Annotated in this window: 17 protein-coding genes; 9 read left to right on the top strand and 8 right to left on the bottom strand. The window is 68.9% G+C overall.

What is annotated here, in order from left to right:
• Positions 1 to 55: 55 nt before the first annotated feature.
• From LY12_RS11525 to LY12_RS11515, 3 genes are all read right to left on the bottom strand, one after another.
• Positions 56 to 310, bottom strand: coding sequence for a WhiB family transcriptional regulator (locus LY12_RS11525; protein ID WP_183655860.1), 255 nt, complete (start codon positions 308 to 310; stop codon positions 56 to 58).
• 130 nt (positions 311 to 440) lie between these two features.
• Positions 441 to 584 carry a hypothetical protein gene (locus tag LY12_RS11520; protein ID WP_253855858.1) on the bottom strand — a complete coding sequence of 48 codons (144 nt, stop codon included), beginning with the start codon at positions 582 to 584 and terminating at the stop codon, positions 441 to 443.
• 13 nt (positions 585 to 597) lie between these two features.
• Positions 598 to 1,668 (bottom strand): diacylglycerol/lipid kinase family protein, encoded by a 1,071-nt coding sequence (locus LY12_RS11515; RefSeq protein WP_253855855.1) that lies wholly within the window; start codon positions 1,666 to 1,668, stop codon positions 598 to 600.
• Positions 1,669 to 1,894: 226 nt separating this feature from the next.
• Here LY12_RS11515 and LY12_RS11510 point away from each other — a divergent pair, with 226 nt between their 5' ends.
• Positions 1,895 to 2,359 (top strand): hypothetical protein, encoded by a 465-nt coding sequence (locus tag LY12_RS11510; RefSeq protein ID WP_253855852.1) that lies wholly within the window; start codon positions 1,895 to 1,897, stop codon positions 2,357 to 2,359.
• A 38-nt stretch (positions 2,360 to 2,397) separates the two neighbouring features.
• Here LY12_RS11510 and LY12_RS11505 read toward each other — a convergent pair whose 3' ends face one another.
• Both LY12_RS11505 and LY12_RS11500 read right to left on the bottom strand, forming a co-directional pair.
• Positions 2,398 to 2,874 carry a GNAT family N-acetyltransferase gene (locus tag LY12_RS11505; RefSeq protein WP_253855850.1) on the bottom strand — a complete coding sequence of 159 codons (477 nt, stop codon included), beginning with the start codon at positions 2,872 to 2,874 and terminating at the stop codon, positions 2,398 to 2,400.
• A 70-nt stretch (positions 2,875 to 2,944) separates the two neighbouring features.
• On the bottom strand, positions 2,945 to 3,559 hold the full coding sequence (locus LY12_RS11500) for a histidine phosphatase family protein (protein WP_253855848.1): 615 nt from the start codon (positions 3,557 to 3,559) through the stop codon (positions 2,945 to 2,947).
• 36 nt (positions 3,560 to 3,595) lie between these two features.
• Here LY12_RS11500 and LY12_RS11495 point away from each other — a divergent pair, with 36 nt between their 5' ends.
• Both LY12_RS11495 and LY12_RS11490 read left to right on the top strand, forming a co-directional pair.
• Positions 3,596 to 4,099 carry a hotdog fold domain-containing protein gene (locus LY12_RS11495; protein ID WP_253855845.1) on the top strand — a complete coding sequence of 168 codons (504 nt, stop codon included), beginning with the start codon at positions 3,596 to 3,598 and terminating at the stop codon, positions 4,097 to 4,099.
• A 137-nt stretch (positions 4,100 to 4,236) separates the two neighbouring features.
• A complete protein-coding gene (locus tag LY12_RS11490; protein WP_253855843.1) occupies positions 4,237 to 5,856 on the top strand; it encodes a GMC oxidoreductase in 1,620 nt (539 codons plus the stop codon).
• Between the two features lie 144 nt (positions 5,857 to 6,000).
• On the opposite strand, the gene LY12_RS11485 is transcribed toward LY12_RS11490, so the two are convergent.
• A complete protein-coding gene (locus LY12_RS11485; protein WP_253855841.1) occupies positions 6,001 to 6,612 on the bottom strand; it encodes a dTDP-4-dehydrorhamnose 3,5-epimerase family protein in 612 nt (203 codons plus the stop codon).
• A 389-nt stretch (positions 6,613 to 7,001) separates the two neighbouring features.
• Here LY12_RS11485 and LY12_RS11480 point away from each other — a divergent pair, with 389 nt between their 5' ends.
• Positions 7,002 to 8,168, top strand: a complete 1,167-nt coding sequence (locus LY12_RS11480; protein ID WP_253855839.1) for an NAD(P)-dependent malic enzyme — start codon at positions 7,002 to 7,004, stop codon at positions 8,166 to 8,168.
• Positions 8,169 to 8,262: 94 nt separating this feature from the next.
• Here LY12_RS11480 and LY12_RS11475 read toward each other — a convergent pair whose 3' ends face one another.
• Positions 8,263 to 9,690, bottom strand: coding sequence for a bis-aminopropyl spermidine synthase family protein (locus LY12_RS11475; RefSeq protein WP_253855836.1), 1,428 nt, complete (start codon positions 9,688 to 9,690; stop codon positions 8,263 to 8,265).
• A gap of 265 nt (positions 9,691 to 9,955) precedes the next feature.
• Between LY12_RS11475 and LY12_RS11470 the strand changes: the two genes are divergently transcribed.
• The 5 genes from LY12_RS11470 (at position 9,956) to LY12_RS11450 (ending at position 15,279) form a co-directional block, all read left to right on the top strand.
• The gene (locus LY12_RS11470) at positions 9,956 to 11,122 is read left to right on the top strand and encodes an ABC transporter ATP-binding protein (RefSeq protein WP_253855834.1); all 1,167 of its coding nucleotides are present in this window, start codon (positions 9,956 to 9,958) and stop codon (positions 11,120 to 11,122) included.
• Positions 11,123 to 11,129: 7 nt separating this feature from the next.
• Entirely contained in the window at positions 11,130 to 11,828 is a 699-nt protein-coding gene (locus LY12_RS11465) for an ABC transporter permease (RefSeq protein ID WP_253855832.1), read from the top strand.
• A complete protein-coding gene (locus LY12_RS11460; RefSeq protein WP_253855830.1) occupies positions 11,825 to 12,511 on the top strand; it encodes an ABC transporter permease in 687 nt (228 codons plus the stop codon). Before LY12_RS11465 ends, LY12_RS11460 begins: the two co-directional genes overlap by 4 nt.
• Positions 12,508 to 13,428: an ABC transporter substrate-binding protein gene (locus LY12_RS11455; RefSeq protein WP_253855827.1), complete on the top strand. Its 921-nt coding sequence runs from the start codon at positions 12,508 to 12,510 to the stop codon at positions 13,426 to 13,428. The genes LY12_RS11460 and LY12_RS11455 overlap by 4 nt, the downstream gene beginning before the upstream one ends.
• Positions 13,429 to 13,791: 363 nt before the next feature.
• Positions 13,792 to 15,279: a S8 family peptidase gene (locus LY12_RS11450; RefSeq protein WP_372493521.1), complete on the top strand. Its 1,488-nt coding sequence runs from the start codon at positions 13,792 to 13,794 to the stop codon at positions 15,277 to 15,279.
• Positions 15,280 to 15,510: 231 nt separating this feature from the next.
• On the opposite strand, the gene LY12_RS11445 is transcribed toward LY12_RS11450, so the two are convergent.
• Complete coding sequence (locus LY12_RS11445) at positions 15,511 to 19,317, bottom strand: multifunctional oxoglutarate decarboxylase/oxoglutarate dehydrogenase thiamine pyrophosphate-binding subunit/dihydrolipoyllysine-residue succinyltransferase subunit (protein WP_253855823.1); 3,807 nt, start codon at positions 19,315 to 19,317, stop codon at positions 15,511 to 15,513.
• Positions 19,318 to 19,354 lie beyond the last annotated feature (37 nt).

Here is a 19,354-nt window from a genome sequence, read left to right as displayed (position 1 = left end):
AAGTATTTACGTCAATCCGGGCAAAAGGCAGGTCGTATTACCTGCGGCGGTCTGCTCAGGCGTTGCTGTGCTGACCGACCTGTGCGCGGCGACGCTTGAGCGCACGACGCTCGTCCTCGTCCATGCCGCCCCACACGCCGGCGTCCTGGCCGCTGGCCAGGGCCCAGGCGAGGCAGTCGGAAGCGACGGTGCAGCGGTGGCATACTGCCTTCGCGGCAGCTACCTGCGAGAGGGCGGGGCCACTCGTTCCCACGGGGAAGAAGAGTTCCGGGTCCTCGTCTCGGCAGGCCGCGCGGTTGCGCCAGTCCATTCTTGAGCTCCTTCTCAAGACGCGGGGGTGCCGCGCCAACGTCGTCTTGGCGGTCGTTTTCGGGGTGCTTGTGAATGCTTTCACGAGTCCCGGGCTTCGACAAGTGTTTTCGGCGGATCGGTGAGTCAGGTCACGGCAGCAAAACGCCGATCTGACCTGCGGCTTTACCTCTCAGCAACGCCGCCCGTCGATCGAACTTTGCGGCGAGTGGAGCCTCAGCGTCGATGAGCGGCAACCGGGGTTTGCCGGAGGTGATCAGCTGGTTGCTGTTCACCGGCTGCGACCAGTCATACCGCGACGGTGAGCGCCCGTGGGACGCTCCGGAACTCCACCCTGGTGCGCGTTCCGACCAGGTCTCCGTCGACCTGAAAGTTTACGGGTTTTTCGGCTTTCACGCAGACGGACGACACATCGTCTTCGCGAATCAGCCGTCGACCTCGGTGTTTGCCCTGATGCAAGGCCTGCCTGAGGTGGCGCAGCACCGTCGCCGTGCCCATCTTGCGCAGTGCGAAGAGCCCCAGGCCGGTGTCGAACGAACTGCTGGTGTTCAGGTGCACCGGCCGGGAGCCGAGGTAGCTCCACGGGTCGGTGTTGGAGACGAACACGGTCCGCACGTCCGCCGGTTCCTCGCCGGGCAGCTCGAGGCTCATCGCGGGCCTGCCGTGCGGCGGCCTCAGATAGGCGGAAACGGCCGTGCGGGCGTACAGCGCCGGGCTCGTGCGCTTGCCGCGCTTCGCGTCGACGCCTGCCACGACGTCCGCGTCCCAGCCAAGGCCGGCGTTGAACGTGAACCAGCGCGCCCCGCTCGCCACCGCGCTTGAGGTGTCGTCCGCGCGCGCTGCGGCGCGTCCGCCGTCGGCGATGCCGAGCCCGACCCGCCGCGTGGAACCCGTGTCCACGGCATGCAACAGGCGGTGGGTCGCTTCGACAGGATCGCGGGGCAGGCCGAGGGCGCGCGCGAAGACGTTCGCGGAACCGCCGGGGACGACCCCCAGCATCGGCGCGGGCACCGGCGGCAGTGAACCGGGGTCCGCCGGCGAGCCCGGCAGCACTCGCCCGGTCTCGTGGTCGCGGACGTCGCGCAGGCTCCCTGGCCCGTGCCGCGCAGCGCGACCGGCACCGTCCATGAGGCCGTTGACGACCTCGTTGACCGTGCCGTCCCCGCCGTGCGCGACGACGAGGCCGACGTCGCCGAGTTCGCCACGCGCGGCCGCGCGGGCGACCGTCATCGCGTGACCACGGTGCTCGGTCTCGACCACCTCGAGCTTCACCTGACTGGCGAGGGCGTGTGCCAGTACGTCACGCCCTCCCGGTGAGGTGGCGGTGGCCTGTGGATTCACGACGAGAACTGCGCGCACTCGTCCAGCGTAGGTGAATCGCCAGCCCGTTCTCCTGGCCTGCTGCCTCCTGCCGTGGTCGGCGAACGTGTCGACTTCCGCCGTGACGAGTGCACCCCGGACGACCGCCGGCTCATCGACGACACCTCGAATCCTTGTCGCGATGGTGGGCGCCGGAAAACGGCCGTCCGGGTGGCATACCATCGAAAGCGTTCACGCACGGTCACATCCGAGGGAAGGCCCGCTCGTGGCGCTCGCCGACAAGATCTCGCCCGCGCCCCGCGAAGTCCGGTACGCGGGGCTGCTGACGGCACTGCCGGGCTTCGCGCTCATCGCGATCGGTATCGCGCTCGCGGTCACCGGCAGGAGTCCCGATCTGGCCGCCGAGGTGAGCTACTACGTCGTGCTCGGTGTCGCCGTGCTGGCCTGTGCGGCGGGGCTGCTGCTGGGCAAGACCTGGGCGCGATCGCCGTCCCTGGTCGTCGCGCTGATTCTCGTGGGAGTCGGCTGGTACGCGGCCGGCCCTTCGGACCAGTCGGCGTTCGGGGTGCCGATCATGATCGCCGGTGTCACCGTGATCGTGCTGCTCTTCCGCAGGGACTCGCGCGCGTGGGTGCTCGGCCAGCGGCCCGACGAAACGGAGGAGGAGGCCGCCAGGCGCGGCGGCGTGTCCGGCAGGGCCGCCGAACGCGACGAGCCCGGGGACGGCTGAGCTGCTCCAGGGGTCGCCGGGCGTGGCGCACGAGCCGGTCAGCTCGCCTGCTCGGCGAGCTCCCGCAGCGGGGTGTCGGTGAGGCGGTAGACCGTCCATTCGTCCATGGCGACGGCCTCCAGCGATTCGTAGAACGCCCTCGCGGGGTTCCAGTTCAGCACCCACCATTCCAGGCGCGCGTAACCGCGTTCGACGCATTCGGCGGCCAGGCCGGCCAGCAGCGCCTTGCCGAGCCCCGAACCGCGGTGTTCGGGACGGACGAACAGGTCCTCCAGGTAGATGCCGTGCACCCCGCGCCAGGTGGAGAAGTTCAGGAACCACAGCGCGAAGCCCACGACCTCGCCGTCGGCCTCGGCGACGTGGCCGTAGAGCGCGGGCTTGTCGGCGAACAGCGCGGCGTGCAGCTGATCGGAGGTCAGGTGGCACTCGTCGGGAGCCTTCTCGTACTCGGCGAGCGCGTGGACCAGGTCGACGACGGCGTCGACGTCGTCGGTGCGGATGCGGCGGATCGTCATGGCTCCGAGCTTCGCACCGCCGGTGTGGGGCGAGGACGCGAGGGGCGAGGACGCGAGGGGCGGCGCCGCCTCAGGTGGGCGGAACGTTGAGGTGGCGGAGCTGCGGCGCGCCGCGGTCGTGGCCGAGGACGGAGATGCTCGCCGGGTCGACGCGGAAGCCCTCCCCGAGTGCGGCATCGAGGCCGAGCCAGCGGGCGATCAGTACCCGGCTGAAGTGGCCGTGCCCGATGAGCACGACGTCGCCGCCGTTCAGTGCTGTCCGGGCGCGCTCGAGTACGCGATCGGCCCGTGCGGCGACCTGGGCGGGCGCTTCGCCCTCGGGTGCACCGTCGGTCCACAGTGTCCAGTCGGGGACGGTGCGGCGGATCTGTTCGGTGGTGATGCCCTCGTACTCGCCGTAGTCCCACTCGGCGAGTTCGTCGCAGGTCTCGTCGACGTCGATGCCCGCCAGTCGTGCCGTGTCCCGTGCGCGTGCCCGCGGGCTGCACAGCACCAGGGCGGGGTCGGTGCCGCCGTGCAGCACGGCGTAGGTGCGGCCCGCGGCGTGGGCCTGGCGCTCGCCGACGCCGGTCAGCGGGACGTCGGTGTGGCTCGTGTGCTTGCCCGCGGCGGACCATTCGGTCTGGCCGTGCCGGAGGATCAGGATCGCGTGTTCGGACACGAGGGCACCGTATCCCGGCACCATGCCCACCGGTTGGTTACCGGCGGGTAATATGTGGTCATGACCTCTCAGGATGTGGCGAGCCCGGCGACGAACCCGACATACGCGATGTGGCGGAAGTTGTCCGGCTCGGCGATCGGCAAAGGCGTGTTCTCCGCCGCACTGTGCCTGCGCGTGCCGTACTTCGGTTCGGTGCTGCCGAGAGTGCGGGACATGCGGCCAGGGCGTTGCGAGGTGGCGGCGCCCAAGTGGATCGGTGTGCACAACCACATCAAGACGTTCCACGCCATCGCCGCCTGCAACCTGGCCGAGATCGCGATGGGCATGCTCGCGGAGGCGACGATCCCGGCGACGCACCGGTGGATCCCGAAGGGGATGTCGGTGTCGTACGTCGCGAAGGCAGGCACGTCGCTGACGGCCGTCGCCGAACTGCCGGAGCTGCCACAACTCCCGGAGGACGGCGGCGACGGGGTCGAGGTGCTCGTGCCGGTCGACATCCGGGACCGGTCCGGCCGGACGGTCGTCACCGCCGACATCACGATCTGGGTGACCCCGCGGAAGTGAGCCGTTCGCCGGTCGTGTGCGGTTCCCGGCACGTTGCGCTTGCTGTTAAGTCAACCGAGTGAACTTCCGGGACAATGTGAAGTGTCTTCGCGTTTTTGCTTGCCTACTCACGCGTAGGCAGTTCAGCATCCCGATCCATGACACAGTTGTCCCGCCGGAAGTTCCTGGGCTACGCAGCTCTCAGCTCGGCTGCCGCCTACGGTCTCACCACCATCTCCACCCGGCCCGCCCATGCGGCCGACGCCCGTGACGGCCTGCCGGAGTACTCCCCGGCCGTCGTGATCGGCACGGGTTACGGCGCGGCGGTGACGGCGCTGCGACTCGGCGAGGCCGGAATTCCGACGGTGATGCTCGAGATGGGGCAGCTGTGGGACACGCCCACCGCCGACGGTTCGGTCTTCTCGCCGATGCTCTCGCCCGACAAGCGCTCCATGTGGCTCAAGGACCGCAGCGAGATGCCGCTCGCGTCGTTCCTGTGGATCGACATCAACACGAACATCGAGCGCTATGCCGGCGTGCTCGACCGCGTGCACTACGGCGACATGTCCGTCTACCTCGGCCGCGGTGTCGGTGGTGGCTCCCTGGTCAACGGCGCCATGGCCGTCACGCCGCGGCGGTCCTATTTCGAGGAGATCCTTCCCGGCGTCGACGCCGACGAGATGTACGGCACCTACTTCCCGCGGGCGAACACGGCTCTCCGTGTCAACGACATCGACCGCGGCTGGTTCGAGGACTGCGACGCGTATCAGTACGCGCGGCTGTCGCGGAAACACGCCGAGAAGGCCGGCTACCGCACGACGTTCGTGCCGAGCGTCTACGACTTCGACTACATGCGGCGCGAAGAGGCGGGCGAGGTGCCGCGGTCGGCGCTCGACTCCGAGGTCATCTTCGGCAACAACCACGGCAAACGCTCGCTCGACAAGACCTACCTCGCCGCCGCGCTGGGAACCGGCAACGTGACGATCAAGACGCTGCAGGAGGTGCGTGACATCCGCCGCGGTGCCGACGGTACGTACCGCCTCACGGTGCGTGAACTCGACGAGACGGGCGGCGTCGTCGCGCGGCGGGAGATGGGTGCGAGGCACCTGTTCCTCGGCGCGGGCAGCATCGGATCCACCGAACTGCTGTTGCGCGCCAGGGACACCGGCACGCTGCCGGGCCTCGGCGAGGAGATCGGGCAGGGCTGGGGCCCGAACGGCAACGTCATGCTCGGGCGTGCCAATCACGCGTGGGATCTCACGGGGACGCTGCAGTCCGGCATGCCCGCGCTGGGAATCGACGCCTGGGACGACCCCGACAACCCGGTGTTCGCCGAGATCGCACCCATGCCGGCCGGGGTCGAACTGTGGGTCAGCCTGTACCTGGCGATCACGAAGAACCCCGCGCGCGGCCGTTTCACCTACGATCCGGCGTCCGACTCGGCGAGGCTGCACTGGACTGCCGAGCAGGGACAGGCCTCGATCGATGCGGCCAAGGTGCACTTCGACCGGATCAACGGCGTCAACAACACGGTGTACCGCCACGATCTGTTCGGCGACACGCGCGCGTTCGAGAACCGGTTCACCTATCACCCGCTCGGCGGTGCGGTTCTCGGCGAGGCCACCGATCTGTACGGGCGCGTGAAGGGTTACGACAACCTGTACGTCACCGATGGGGCGCTGATCCCCGGCAGCACGGGTGTGAACCCGTTCGTGACCATCACCGCACTGGCGGAGCGCAACGTCGACCGTGTCCTGGCCGAGGACATCCGCCGCTGACCATCGGGGTCTCGCTCCCAAGGGCACCATGGTGGCGTTGAACGCACCGAATCTTCCCTTGATCAAGCCCAGCGCCGCATCAGGCCCGCCGGCGCATGACTGTGTCCGTTGCCCCCAAGGTGTCCTTGAGGGCAACGCCGGACCTCAGGCGGGTGCGTTCGCGCGTAGCTCTGCGTAACGGGCGAGGCAGTCCTCGTAGCGGGGTAGCAGGCCGGAGTCGCGGGCCTCGGTGAGCGACGGGGCGGCGCGGTCCTTGTCGGAGAGGACGTACTCGACGTCGCCGGGCCACGGCAGGCCGAGGTCCGGATCGAGGGGGTCGATGCCGTGTTCGGCCGGCGGGTTGTACGACGTCGAGCACAGGTACGTCATGACCGTGTCGTCCTCGAGGGCGATGAAACCGTGCCCCAGTCCCTCCGCGATGTACACGCCGCGGAAGGTCCGGCTGTCGAGTGTCACCATGTCCCACGTGCCGAACGTGGGAGAGCCGGTGCGCAGGTCGACGACGATGTCCAGCAGGGAGCCATTCGGGCAGTAGACGTACTTGCCCTGCCCCGGTGGCACGTCGGCGAAGTGGATGCCGCGGATCGTGCCGCGGCGGGACACGCTGTGGTTGGTCTGCGCCACGGTCAGCGGATGCCCGACCGTATCGAGGAAGGCCGGCTCCTGGAACGGGGCGGTGAACAGACCGCGCTGGTCACCGAAGACGGGCGGGGTGAACTCCACGGCGTGCGGGACGGCCAGCGTGCGGGCTTCCATGCTGAAATCCTATGCAGCGGCGCGAAGCGCCTCCGGCTGGGCGGCGGAGGGTGACGGGTGGGCCCTAGGCGGTCACGCGCAGCGCCTCCGGCTGGGCGATGATGGGAGTGGCAAGATCCACCCAAGTCGGACGTCCGTCTTGCTAGCGGCGGCGTGACCTGCGGAAACGGGGGTGGTTCTGTGATCCGGGCCGCACTGGCACGGCTGACAGCGCGTGGAGATGTCACACTGGACGGACCGCCGCGTCCGCGGCTACGCCTGAACCAAGGGCCTTATGACGGACACCTTGCCGGCAGACGGTGCTACCGCGCCGAGTCGCCGGGACCGAGGAGCCCACGAGCCAGCGGAGTGCCCGCTGGCAGTTTTCCTTTTCAGCCCTGGAGATAGACGTGTCCCAAGCTCAGGTGAGTGACGACGACATCTTCGGCGGACACGAGGGCGGCAAGCTCTCCGTGTCGGCCACCCGACCCATCACGCAGGCGCGCGACCTGTCCATCGCCTACACCCCCGGGGTGGCGAAGGTCAGCCGCGCCATCGAGGACCAGCCGGAGCTCGCGAAGCGCTACACGTGGGCGGACCGGTTGGTGGCAGTGGTCAGCGACGGCACGGCGGTACTCGGGCTCGGTGACATCGGCGCGAGCGCTTCGCTGCCGGTCATGGAAGGTAAGTCGGTCCTGTTCAAGACGTTCGCCGGGTTGGACTCGATTCCGCTCGTGCTCGACACCAGCGACGTCGACGAGATCGTCGAAACGCTGGTGCGGCTGCGTCCGTCGTTCGGCGCGGTGAACCTGGAGGACGTGTCGGCGCCCCGGTGCTTCGAGCTCGAGGACAAGCTCAAGGACGCGTTGGACTGCCCGGTCATGCACGACGACCAACACGGCACGGCCATCGTCGTGCTAGCGGCGCTGCGGGGCGCGAACCTGGTGGCCGGTCGTGACATCGCCGACCAGCGGGTCGTGATCTCCGGCGCGGGCGCCGCGGGCGTGGCGTGCGCGAAGATCCTGCAGGCCGCGGGTGTCGGTGACGTCACGGTCCTCGACTCGCGGGGGATCATCCACACGGGCCGGGACAACCTCAACGCGATCAAGACCGAGCTGGCCGAAACGACCAACAAGGCGGGCCTGCGCGGCGGCATCGACGAGGCGATGGCCGGCGCGGACGTGTTCATCGGCCTGTCGAGCGCGACGATCGACGAGAACCTCCTCGCGACGATGGCGCCCGAACCGATCGTGTTCGCACTGTCCAACCCGGACCCCGAGGTTCACCCGGACGTCGCGGCGAAGTACGCGTCAGTGGTGGCCACCGGCCGCAGCGACTTCCCGAACCAGATCAACAACGTGCTGGCGTTCCCCGGGGTGTTCCGCGGTGCGCTCGATGCCGGTGCTCGGGCGATCACGGAGAACATGAAGCTCGCGGCGGCTGAGGCGATCGTGTCCGTGGCGGCCGACGAACTCGCGGCCGACCGCATCGTGCCGAGCCCGCTCGATCCGAGGGTCGCCGAGGAGGTGGCGACCGCGGTCGCGAAGGCCGCGGAAGCCGACGGCGTCGTCGGCTGACGGCGGATCGCCGACAGCTACCAACTGCCCCCAGGGGCACTTTGGTTGCACTCGATGCAACCAAAGTGCCCCTGGGGGCTTCTCGTAGGCAGGGTCAGTCGCCCAGCTCGGTGCGGACCTCGGCCACGCGGTGACGCGGCAGGTCGATGAGCCGGTCGTCGGAGACGTCCTCGGGGGCGTCGGGCCAGATGTTGCCCAGTCGGCCGTGCGCCCGCGTGAGCAGGGCGCGGGCCGCCGCGTCGGTGTGACCGGTGGCGCTGGCGGGCGGTTCGGCGACGACGACCGCGTGCGTGTTGTCCGGAGTGCTGCGCAGCAGCCGGAGCCGGTACTTCGGGCCGATCAGTTCGGTCAGCCCGCGCTGCGACGCCGCGTCGACGAGGTCCGGATGTGAGTTCGGCAGCAACACCGCCACGCGATCGGCGTTCACGGCCAGCAGGGTGCGCAGCAGCCACGGCCCCGGGTCGGCCCCGAGGTCCACGGCCACGGCCGTGCCGGGCTTCGTCGTGACCGGCTTCGTCCAGTCGGCGCCGCGTTCCTCGACGTCGAGTCCGTTCTGGCCCGCGATGGTCCGCAGCGCCGTCAACAGCTCGTCCGTGGTCTCTCCTGCTTCGAGTGACTGTGCCCCGCGCGTGTAGATGGTCTGCTTGCTGCTCTTCCTGCCACCCTTGCGTGCCTTCGTCGTGGGCTGGCAGACGTACAGGTCGGCCGCGCTGCCGATCGCCTGCGCACCGCTGTATCGGTGGAACCCGGGCACGATCGATTCGAACGCAAGGCCCAGGCCGACGAGTGCGCGCTGGGTGCGGTGGCCGAGTGCGGGATGCCGGGGGCTGTAGCCGTAGGCGAGCACCAGGCGCCCCGCGGGCGGGTCGGCGAGGCATTCGAGCCCCCTGGTGGCGAACAGCCCCATGCCCTCCGGGGTGTACGGCGGGTCGCTGAACACGATGTCGGCCTTGCCCATCACCGACAGCGGGAGGCCGAACCGCAGATCGGCGTGGACGGTGCGGATCGTCCGGGAGCTCTGCCGGTCGACGTAGTCGAGGATGCGGTCGTCGACGTCGATGACCGTCAGCTCGGCCTCGGGACGCAGCGCACGCACCGCCAGTGAGGTCAGGTCGTGGTCGCCGAGAAACGTCAGCCGGGTGCTGCGCAGGTCGTAGTGCTCGTCGAGCCAGCGCGCGCGGCGCACCACGGTGTCGGCGGTCGCCTGCACGTGGTCGAGCGCGGGAAGCGGCGGCGGCACGTGCGCGATGTGGCGTGCGACTTCCGCCTCGAGGCCGTCCGTGGTGTGCGGACTGCCGGCTTGCTGCCGGTGGGCGTCGACGACGTCGGGACGCAGGCGTAGGCGGTCGCCGTCCCGTTCGAGGTCGTCGCCAAGGGCCTGCAGCAGTTCCTCGACCGTGCGCCGGGGAGCGGCCAGTTCGCGCACGAGGTCGTCGAACAGCCAGCTGCGCTCGGTCAGCAACGCGATGGCATGCCGCAGCGACTTCGCGTCCACGCCGAACACCTGACGCACCGAATTCATGGCGCCTACCCTAGATGCCCTGAGCAGCGGCGCGGACGCCCGGCCGACTCCGAAGGTGCGGTTCTGTCGGCCGTCTCGGTTACCGTCGGGCGGACCTGTCACGCGGGTCACAGGCCGCGTGACAGGTGCGGGGCAGCGACCTCAGGGGCAGGCCTCGGGGGTAAAGACATGGGGGCGGACGCATGGGGGCGGAAATCTGGGGGCGGCGGTCTGGGGCGAAGGTCTGGTGCACAGTGTCCGAGTGCCGAGGAAGCAGGAGACGACCATGACGATCGAGTTCCGCGGCGTCACCAAGCGTTACGAGGACGGGGCCCTCGCGGTGGACGAGCTGTCGCTGACCGTGCCGGACGGCAGCATGACCGTGTTCGTCGGTCCCTCCGGATGCGGCAAGACGACGTCGCTGCGCATGGTGAACCGCATGGTGGAGCCCACCGGCGGGGAAGTACTGCTGGACGGGCGTAACGTGCGCGACGCCGATCCGGCCGAGCTGCGACGGGGAATCGGCTACGTCATCCAGCACGCGGGTCTGTTTCCACATCGGACAGTGTTGGGCAACATCGCGACCGTGCCGATGCTGTCCGGGTGGAGCCGGCGGTCGGCTCGACGCCGGGCCGGTGAGCTGCTCGACACGGTCGGCCTGCCCGCCGAGCTGGGTTCGCGGTATCCGGCCCAACTCTCCGGGGGCCAGCAACAGCGGGTTGGGGTCGCACGTGCACTCGCCGCGGATCCACCGGTGCTGCTCATGGACGAACCGTTCTCGGCCGTGGACCCGGTCGTGCGGGAAGGGTTGCAGGACGAACTGCTCGACCTGCAACGACGGCTCGGCAAAACGATCGTGTTCGTCACGCACGACATCGACGAGGCGGTCCGGCTCGGCGACCGGGTCGCCGTTCTCCGCGTGGGCGGCCGGTTGGCGCAGTACGGCACACCCGCCGACGTACTGCGCCATCCCGTCGACGACTTCGTCGCGGAGTTCGTCGGCAAGGATCGCGGCTACCGGGGGCTGTCGTTCCTGTCGGCGGGTGATCTGGAGGTCGACGACGTCGCCACCGCGGCGATCGGTTCCGTGCCCGAAGATTCCGACGAATGGCGGCTGGCGATAGACGCCGAGCGCAGACCACGCGGTTGGCTCGCGCCCGGTTCCACAGTGGACGGCCGACTGGCCGAGGTCGACCTCGTGGCCGGCGGTTCGCTGTACCGGCGGGGCACGTCCCTGCGCGGCGCGCTCGACGCCGCGTTGTCCTCACCCGCGAGCCTCGGCGTCGTGGTGGACGACGACGGCGCCACCGTCGGGGTCGTCACCGCGCGCCACGTGCTCGACGTGATCGAGCGGCACCCTGCCAGCGTCACCGCGACGAGCGGCACCGCCAACACGACCGCGACAAGCCGAACCGCGAACCCCACCGCGACAAGCCGAACCCCGAGAGCGTGACCGCGACGTGAGTATCACCGACGAGCTCGCCACCTACCTCGGCAGCGCGAACACCCGTGCCCAGTTGTGGGCGGCGCTGGCCGAGCACTGCTACCTGGCTCTGCTCCCGATCCTGCTCGGTGTCGTACTGGCGGTCGGCGCGGGGTGGCTGGGGCGCACGTGGCCTCCGGTTCGAGGAACGCTCGCCGTCGCGGCGAACCTCGTCTACACGATCCCGTCGCTGGCGTTGTTCGTCGTCATTCCCGGCGTCATCGGCACGACGATCCTCGACAGTGTCAACGTCGTCATCGCGCTGTCCCTGTACACGGCCGCACTGCTGGTTCGCCCGATGCTCGACGCTCTCGACGCCGTGCCGCAGGCCGTGACGGCGTCCGCCACGGCCATGGGATACCGGCCGGCACGCCGGTTCTTCGGCGTCGAACTCCCACTCGCCGTGCCGGTACTCGCCGCGGGCGTCAGGGTCGCGGCGGTGAGCAACATCAGTCTGGTCAGCGTCGGCGCGCTGATCGGGGTCGGCGGCCTCGGCAGGCTGTTCACCGACGGCTTCCAACGCGAGTACTACGCACCCATCGTCGTCGGAGTGGTACTGACCCTCCTGCTCGCACTCGTGGTGGATCTCCTCCTGGTGTTGCTGCGCCGCGTGCTCACGCCGTGGCAGCGGCCGGCGTCACCGAACCGGCCCGTCGCAGCGGGGGAGGCCGCATGATCGCCGAGACTCTCGCGTGGTTGGGCGACCCGGCGAACTGGAGCGGCCCCGGGGGAGTGCCGGCCCGCGTGCTCGAACACGTGGGCTACGTCGCCCTGGCACTGGCCATCGCCCTCGTCATCGCCGTACCCGTCGGATTGCTGGTGGGGCACACGGGCAAGGGTGCGGTGCTGCTGGTCGGCGCGGGCAACATCGTGCGCGCGTTGCCGACGCTCGGCGTGGTCACGCTGTTCTTCCTGTTGCTGGCAGAAAGCACACCCGCGGCGGTCGTCGGCCTGGTGGTGCTGGCCGTGCCACCCATCATGGCGGGCACGTACGCGGGCGTGCAGGCGGTCGATCCGCACGTCGTCGATGCGGCGAGCGGGGTCGGCATGCGCGGGATGCAACGGCTGTGGCAGGTCGAGGTGCCCATCGCCCTGCCCATGGTGCTCGGCGGCGTGCGCAACGCGGTGCTGCAGCTCGTGGCGACCGCCGCGGTCGCGGCATACGTCGGGCTCGGCGGACTCGGCCGCTACCTCATGGACGGACTGGCCATCCTCGACTATGCCGAGGTCGTGGCCGGGGCGCTGTTCACAGCGGCACTGGCCGTGGTGCTGGACCTGCTGTTGGCGGGGCTGCAGCGGACCGTGGTGCCGCGCGGCGTGCGCTTGGCCGAACTCGCGACGTCGAAGGGGGCCGCATGACCGCGACGCCGAGCCACGGGGTCAGCCGCCGATGGCGACACATCGTCTCGTTGTGCGCGGTACTGGCGCTGGCGGCCGCGTGCGGCAACCCGTTGCGCGGAGGCGCCGAGGGAGGCGACGACGGGCGCATCGTCATCGGCGCCTCCGATGTCGGGGAGAGTCTGCTGCTCGCGGAGATCTACGCCGGTGCGTTGCGTGGCGCGGGCGCGGACGACGTCACGGTGCGGCCGCCGGTCGGTGGTCGTGAGGTGCTGGTCCAGGCATTGCGGGATCGGTCGCTGACGCTGGCGCCCGACTACAGCGGCAACCTGCTGCGGCACTTCGACCAGGACACCTCGGCGACGACCTCGGCCGAGGTCTACCGGGAACTGCCCGGTGCGCTGCCGGAGGGCCTCGAGGTGCTGGACCAGTCCCCGGCGGAGAACACCGACATGCTCGTCGTGCGGGGTGATCTGGCCGCACAGGGTGTGCGCACGATCTCGGACCTCGCTCCGCGTTGCGACCGGCTCGTCTTCGGCGGTCCGGGCCAGTGGGGCGAACGTTGGCGTGCGGAGATCCGTGAGCTGTACGGCTGCGAGTTCAAGGAGATCCGCACGACGGACACGGGTGGACCGGTGACGGTGGAGGCGTTGCGGTCGGGCGAGGTGCAGGTGGCGAACATGTTCAGCACCTCGGCGTCCGTGTACAGCAACGGGTTCGTCCCGTTGGACGACGATCGCGACATGTTCCCCGCGCAGAACATCGTTCCGCTCGCTGCCGAAGGGGCGCTGTCGGCACGGGAACGCGCGGCGCTCGACCGGGTGTCCGCAGCCCTCACGACCGAGAAGCTGACCGATTTGAACGTCGAGTTCTCGGAGCGGAAACGCAATCCGGCCGACATCGCCGACGAGTTCCTGGCGCAGGCCGGGGGTCGCTGATTTCGTCCCCGCCGCACGCGGGGGCCGGAGCGCTACCTTGGTAGCAGACCTTCGTTGGGGGCTGAACGATGGGTCTTGCCGCGGCGGTGCAACGCGAATTGCACCTGCCGGTCACGGTTTGAACGCATTTTCCCTGCCGGTGTGGACCATTACGCCGTCGTGATTGCGACGAACAGAGTAGGAACACTACTTTCGTCGCAATTTTGGAAAAATTCTCCTTGATGTGATCTCGCCGCGTTCTCGCTTACTGTTCGGCGCATTCCGGACAAAGCTCGAACGGAAGGGAAAAGCGTGCGTACCGATAAGCGAAAGGTCGGCACGGCCGTCGGGGTGGGCACAGCCGCCGCGGCCCTCGTGCTGGGCATGGCAGGCACCGCAGGCGCCGTACCGCAGGAAGGCGCCATCATCGGTGCCAACGCGGACACCGCGGTCGCCGGCAACTACATCGTCAAGCTGAAGGACGGTGTGCAGACCACGGCCGCCGACCTGGGCGGCAAGGTCGAGCACAGGTTCTCCAGCGCACTGAACGGCTACTCGGCCGAGATGTCCGAGGCGCTGGCCAAGCGCATCGCGGCAAACCCGGCCGTCGACTACGTCGAGCAGGTGCAGACCATGCACACCGCCGCGGACCAGGCGAACCCGCCGTCGTGGGGGCTGGACCGCATCGACCAGCCGGACCTGCCGCTCGACGACAACTACTCGTCGCCGAACGACGGCGACGGTGTCACGGCCTACATCATCGACACCGGCATCCTGACCTCGCACGAGGACTTCGGCGGCCGGGCCACGCACGGCACCGACACCGTCGACGGCGACAACGACGCCACGGACTGCAACGGCCACGGCACGCACGTCGCCGGCACCGTTGGTGGTTCCGACTACGGCGTTGCCAAGAACGTGGACCTCGTCGGCGTCCGGGTGCTCAACTGTCAGGGCAGCGGCACCAACGCGGGCGTCATCGCCGGTATCGACTGGGTCACCGAGAACGCCTCCGGCCCGTCGGTCGCCAACATGAGCCTCGGTGGCGGCGCCTCGACCGCGATCGACGAGGCCGTGCAGAACTCCATCGCCTCCGGCGTGACCTACGGTCTGGCCGCGGGCAACGACTACGGCGCCGACGCGTGCAACACGTCGCCGGCCCGCACTCCGGAGGGCATCACGGTCGGTTCCACGACCGACACCGACGCCCGGTCGAGCTTCTCGAACATCGGCTCCTGCGTGGACATCTTCGCTCCGGGCAGCGACATCACGTCCGCATGGATCGACAGCGACACGTCCGAGAACACGATCTCCGGCACGTCGATGGCCACCCCGCACGTCGTGGGTGCGGCCGCGGTGTACCTGTCCGCCAACCAGGGCGCCACGCCGCAGCAGGTCGGTGACGCGCTGGTCGCAGGCGGTTCCGAGGGCGTCGTGTCCAACCCGGGCACCGACTCGCCGAACGTGCTCCTGAACGTGGTCACCGACGGGTCGACGCCGCCGGACGAGCCGGACCCCGAGCCTGGCGACTGTGAGGCCGTCACGAACAACGACACGACCGCCATCCCGGACGCAGGTTCGATGACCAGCACGGTCACAATCTCCGGCTGTGAGGCAGCCTCGGCCGATGCCACGGTCGACGTCGACATCACCCACTCCTACCGCGGCGACATCGCGCTCGACCTGGTCGCCCCGGACGGTTCGGACTACAACCTGAAGACGTCCGGGTACGACTCCCGCGACAACGTCAACGAGACCTACACGGTCGACCTGTCGGGTGTCTCCGAGCCGAACGGCGAGTGGACGTTGAAGGTGACCGATGCCTACTCGTGGGACACCGGCACGCTCAACAGCTGGACCCTCACCCTGTGAGACCGGCCTGACACACCTCACCCGGTGCAACCCCCGGCCGGGTGATCAGGTGAAAACCCCCAGGGGCACCTTGGTGGCGTTCAACGCCACCAAGGTGCCCCTGGGGGCTCGTGCCTGCTACACGGAGTACCGCCCACATGTCACCCGGGTGGGTCTCCGGTGGACATGAGAAACCGGCCCGGCGGAGTCGAACTCCGCCGGGCCGGTTCCTCGTTGCCGTGGGGTTGCTGCTTACTCGAAGGCCTTCGTGATGAGCGCCTTCTGCTCGACCTCGTGCACCTTCGACGAGCCGGCCGACGGGGCCGCCATCGGCCTGCGCGCCACCACGTCGAGGTTCGCCAGCACGTCCGGCAGCTTGCGTGGCAGGTTCAGGCCGAAGTACGGCCAGGCGCCCTGATTCTCCGGCTCCTCCTGCACCCACACGACCTGCTGGGCGTTCGTGAACCGGCCCAGTGTCTCGGCCAGCTTCTTCTTCGGCAGCGGGTAGTACTGCTCGACTCGCACGATCGCGATGTCGTCGATCTCCTGCTTCTCGCGCTCGACGAGGAGCTCCCAGTACATCTTGCCGGAGGTGAGCAGCACCTTGCGGGCCTTCGCCGGATCGACGTCGGCGTCGTCGATGACCGACAGGAACTTCGACTCGCCGGTGAAGTCCTCGACCGACGATTTCACGTTCTTATCCCTCAGCAGGCGCTTCGGGGTGAAGACGATCAGCGGCCGCTTCACACCGTCGAGCGCGTGACGCCGCAGCAGGTGGAAGTAGTTCGCGGGCGTCGACGGCACGGCCACCGTCATCGACCCCTCGGCGCACAGCGCCAGGAATCGTTCGATGCGGCCGGAGGTGTGGTCGGGGCCCTGGCCCTCGTGGCCGTGCGGCAGCAGCAGCACGACGTCGGAGAGCTGGCCCCACTTGGCCTCACCGGATGAGATGTACTCGTCGATGACCGACTGGGCGCCGTTGACGAAGTCGCCGAACTGCGCCTCCCACATCACCAGCGCGTCCGAGTTGGCCACCGAGTAGCCGTACTCGAAGCCGACGGCCGCGTACTCGGACAGCGCCGAGTCGTAGATCATCACGCGGCCCTGCTCGTCGGCGAGGTGCTGCAGCGGCGAGTACTCCTTGCCGCTGTCACGGTCGATCAGCACCGAGTGGCGCTGGGTGAACGTGCCGCGGCGCGAGTCCTGGCCCGACAGCCGCACGAGCCGCTGTTCCAGGGCGAGCGAGCCGAATGCCAGCATCTCACCGAACGCCCAGTCGATGCCGCCCTCGCGGGCCATCTTGGCGCGCCGGTCCATGACCGGCTTGACGCGCGGGTGCGGGTTGAAGCCCTCGGGCACGTTGACGAACGCGTCGCCGATGTGCTGGACGGTCTCGCGGGACACGGCGGTCGGCAGGTTCGCGGGGACCTGCTGTTCCCCCTCGACCGACGGGCTCGGCGTGACCGGGTGCTTCTCCAGTTCGCGCACCTCGTTGAAGACGTGTTCGAGCTGGCTGGAGAAGTCCCGCAGCGCGGCCTCGGCCTCTTCCATCGAGATGTCGCCGCGGCCGATGAGCGCCTCGGTGTAGGTCTTCCGGACGCTGCGCTTCTTGTCGATGATGTCGTACATGCCCGGCTGCGTCATCGAGGGATCGTCGCCCTCGTTGTGACCGCGTCGCCGGTAGCAGATCATGTCGATGACGATGTCCTTGTTGAACGCCTGGCGGTAGTCCACAGCCAGTCGCGCGACCCAGTAGGCGGCCTCCGGGTCGTCGCCGTTCACGTGGATGATCGGCGCGCCGATCATCTTGGCGACATCGGTGGCGTACTTCGACGAGCGCGCGTGCTCGGGCGCGGTCGTGAAGCCGACCTGGTTGTTGATGATCACGTGCACGGTGCCGCCGGTGCGGTAGCCGCGCAGCAGCGACAGGTTCAGCGTCTCGGCGACCACACCCTGGCCTGCGAACGCGGCGTCGCCGTGCAGCAGGACGGGAAGCACGGTGAAACCGTCGACGTCGCCGCCCTTGTCGAGGATGTCCTGCTTGGCGCGGACGATGCCCTCGAGGACCGGGTCGACCGTCTCCAGGTGCGACGGGTTCGCCGTGAGCGACACGCGGGTCTCGCCGTCACCGAACATGCGGAAGTACTTGCCCTCGGCGCCGAGGTGGTACTTCACGTCGCCGGAGCCGTGTGCCTGGCCCGGATCGAGGTTGCCCTCGAACTCGCGGAAGATCTGCGAGATCGGCTTGCCGACGATGTTGGCCAGCACGTTCAGCCTGCCGCGGTGCGGCATGCCGACGACGACCTCGTCGAGACTGTGCTCTGCGGCCTTGTCCAGCAGCGTGTCCAGCATCGGGATGACCGTCTCGCCGCCTTCGAGCGAGAACCGCTTCTGGCCGACGTACTTGGTCTGCAGGAACGTCTCGAACGCCTCGGCCGCGTTGAGCTTGCTGAGCACGTACTTCTGCACCGTGGGCTCGGGCTTGTCGTGCGGGATCTCGACGCGGTCCTGGATCCAGCGGCGCTCGTCGGGGTCGAGGATGTGGGTGTACTCGACGCCGACCGTGCGGCAGTACGAGTCGCGCAGCACGCCGAGGACGTCACGCAGCTTCATCTTCTCCTGGCCCGCGAACCCGCCGACGGCGAACTCGCGGTCCAGGTCCCACAGCGTCAGGCCGTGCGAGAGGACGTCGAGGTCCTCGTGGCGGCGCTGGCGGTAGTTCAGCGGGTCGGTGTCGGCCATCAGGTGACCGCGCATGCGGTAGCTCTCGATGAGCTCGAGCACCCGGGCGGTCTTGTCGATCTCGCCCTCGGGGATGTCCGAGACCCAGCGCACCGGCTCGTACGGGATCCGCAGCGACGTGAAGATGTCGTCGTAGAACCCGTCTGCGCCGAGCAGCAGCTCATGGATGCGCTTGAGGTACTCGCCCGATTCGGCACCCTGGATGATGCGGTGGTCGTAGGTCGACGTGAGCGTCATGATCTTGCTGACGCCCAGGTCGATGAGGGTCTTCTCGCTGGTGCCCTCGAAGTGCGCCGGGTACTGCATCGCACCCACGCCGATGATCGTGCCCTGGCCCGACTGCAGCCGCGGCACCGAGTGGTTCGTGCCGATGCCGCCCGGGTTCGTCAGCGAGATCGTGGTGCCCGCGAAGTCGTCGGCGGTGAGCTTGTTGTTGCGCGCCTTGCGGACGATGTCCTCGTAGGCCTGCCAGAACTGCAGGAACGTCATGTTCTCGCAGTTCTTGATGGACGCCACGACGAGGTTGCGGGCACCGTCCTTGCCCGGCATGTCGATCGCCAGGCCGATGTTGACGTGCTCCGGCGTGACGGCGTGCGGCTTGCCGTCGACGACCTTGTAGTGCCGGTTCATGTTCGGGTACTCGTGCAGCCCGCGGATCATCGCGTAGCCGATGAGGTGCGTGAACGAGATCTTCCCGCCGCGCGAACGCTTCAGGTGGTTGTTGATGACGATGCGGTTGTCGGCCATCAGCTTCGCCGGCACCGCACGCACACTGGTCGCCGTCGGGACGCTCAACGAGGCGTCCATGTTCTTCGCGATCGCCGCGGCCGGACCACGGAGGACCTTCGACTCGGGCTCGCTCTTCTCGGGCTTGTCCGCCTTGGTCGCGGCCTTGTCGCTCTTCGTCCCGTCGGCGGCGGCCTTCTTCTCGCCGGTCGCCGGAGCCTGAGCCGCGGGGGCCTGCTTGGCGGAGTCGGACCGGGCCGGGGTGGCTTGGGCCGACGTGGACTGGGCCGAGGTGGATTGGGCCTCGGTGGATTGCGCCGGAGTGGGCTGCGAAGAAGTCGCGGACTTCGGGGCCTGCGACGGGGTGGGCCTGCCGTTGCCCTGTGCCTGCGCCGGAGCCTGCGCCCGGCCGTTGGCCGACGGGTCGGCCGCCGTGGTGTCCGGCTTTCGCTCTTGCGTGGGGGAGAAGTCTGCGAAGAACTCATGCCACGCGGAGTCGACGGAAGAAGGGTCGGCGAGGAACTGGTCGTACATTTCCTCGACGAGCCATTCGTTGGGGCCGAACTGTGACGCAGGGCTGCTGCTGGACACGGCTGGGACTCGCCTCTATCTGTCTCGATGTGCCAAT

It is taken from the genome of Prauserella alba (assembly GCF_024171735.1).
GTDB classification, from domain to species: domain Bacteria; phylum Actinomycetota; class Actinomycetes; order Mycobacteriales; family Pseudonocardiaceae; genus Prauserella; species Prauserella alba.
The sequence above is the reverse complement of the archived record's forward strand: the minus strand, read 5'-3'. Positions and strand labels throughout refer to the sequence as shown.

Bases quoted from the DNA above. Each gene is read 5' to 3' on its own strand.
- LY12_RS11495 (WP_253855845.1), top strand. From the start codon at position 3,596: ATGACCTCTCAGGATGTGGCGAGCCCGGCGACGAACCCGACATACGCG.
- LY12_RS11455 (WP_253855827.1), top strand. From the start codon at position 12,508: ATGACCGCGACGCCGAGCCACGGGGTCAGCCGCCGATGGCGACACATC.
- LY12_RS11490 (WP_253855843.1), top strand. From the start codon at position 4,237: ATGACACAGTTGTCCCGCCGGAAGTTCCTGGGCTACGCAGCTCTCAGC.
- LY12_RS11500 (WP_253855848.1), bottom strand. From the start codon at position 3,559: ATGGTGCCGGGATACGGTGCCCTCGTGTCCGAACACGCGATCCTGATC.
- LY12_RS11505 (WP_253855850.1), bottom strand. From the start codon at position 2,874: ATGACGATCCGCCGCATCCGCACCGACGACGTCGACGCCGTCGTCGAC.
- LY12_RS11475 (WP_253855836.1), bottom strand. From the start codon at position 9,690: ATGAATTCGGTGCGTCAGGTGTTCGGCGTGGACGCGAAGTCGCTGCGG.
- LY12_RS11485 (WP_253855841.1), bottom strand. From the start codon at position 6,612: ATGGAAGCCCGCACGCTGGCCGTCCCGCACGCCGTGGAGTTCACCCCG.
- LY12_RS11470 (WP_253855834.1), top strand. From the start codon at position 9,956: ATGACGATCGAGTTCCGCGGCGTCACCAAGCGTTACGAGGACGGGGCC.
- LY12_RS11460 (WP_253855830.1), top strand. From the start codon at position 11,825: ATGATCGCCGAGACTCTCGCGTGGTTGGGCGACCCGGCGAACTGGAGC.
- LY12_RS11525 (WP_183655860.1), bottom strand. From the start codon at position 310: ATGGACTGGCGCAACCGCGCGGCCTGCCGAGACGAGGACCCGGAACTC.
- LY12_RS11450 (WP_372493521.1), top strand. From the start codon at position 13,792: ATGGCAGGCACCGCAGGCGCCGTACCGCAGGAAGGCGCCATCATCGGT.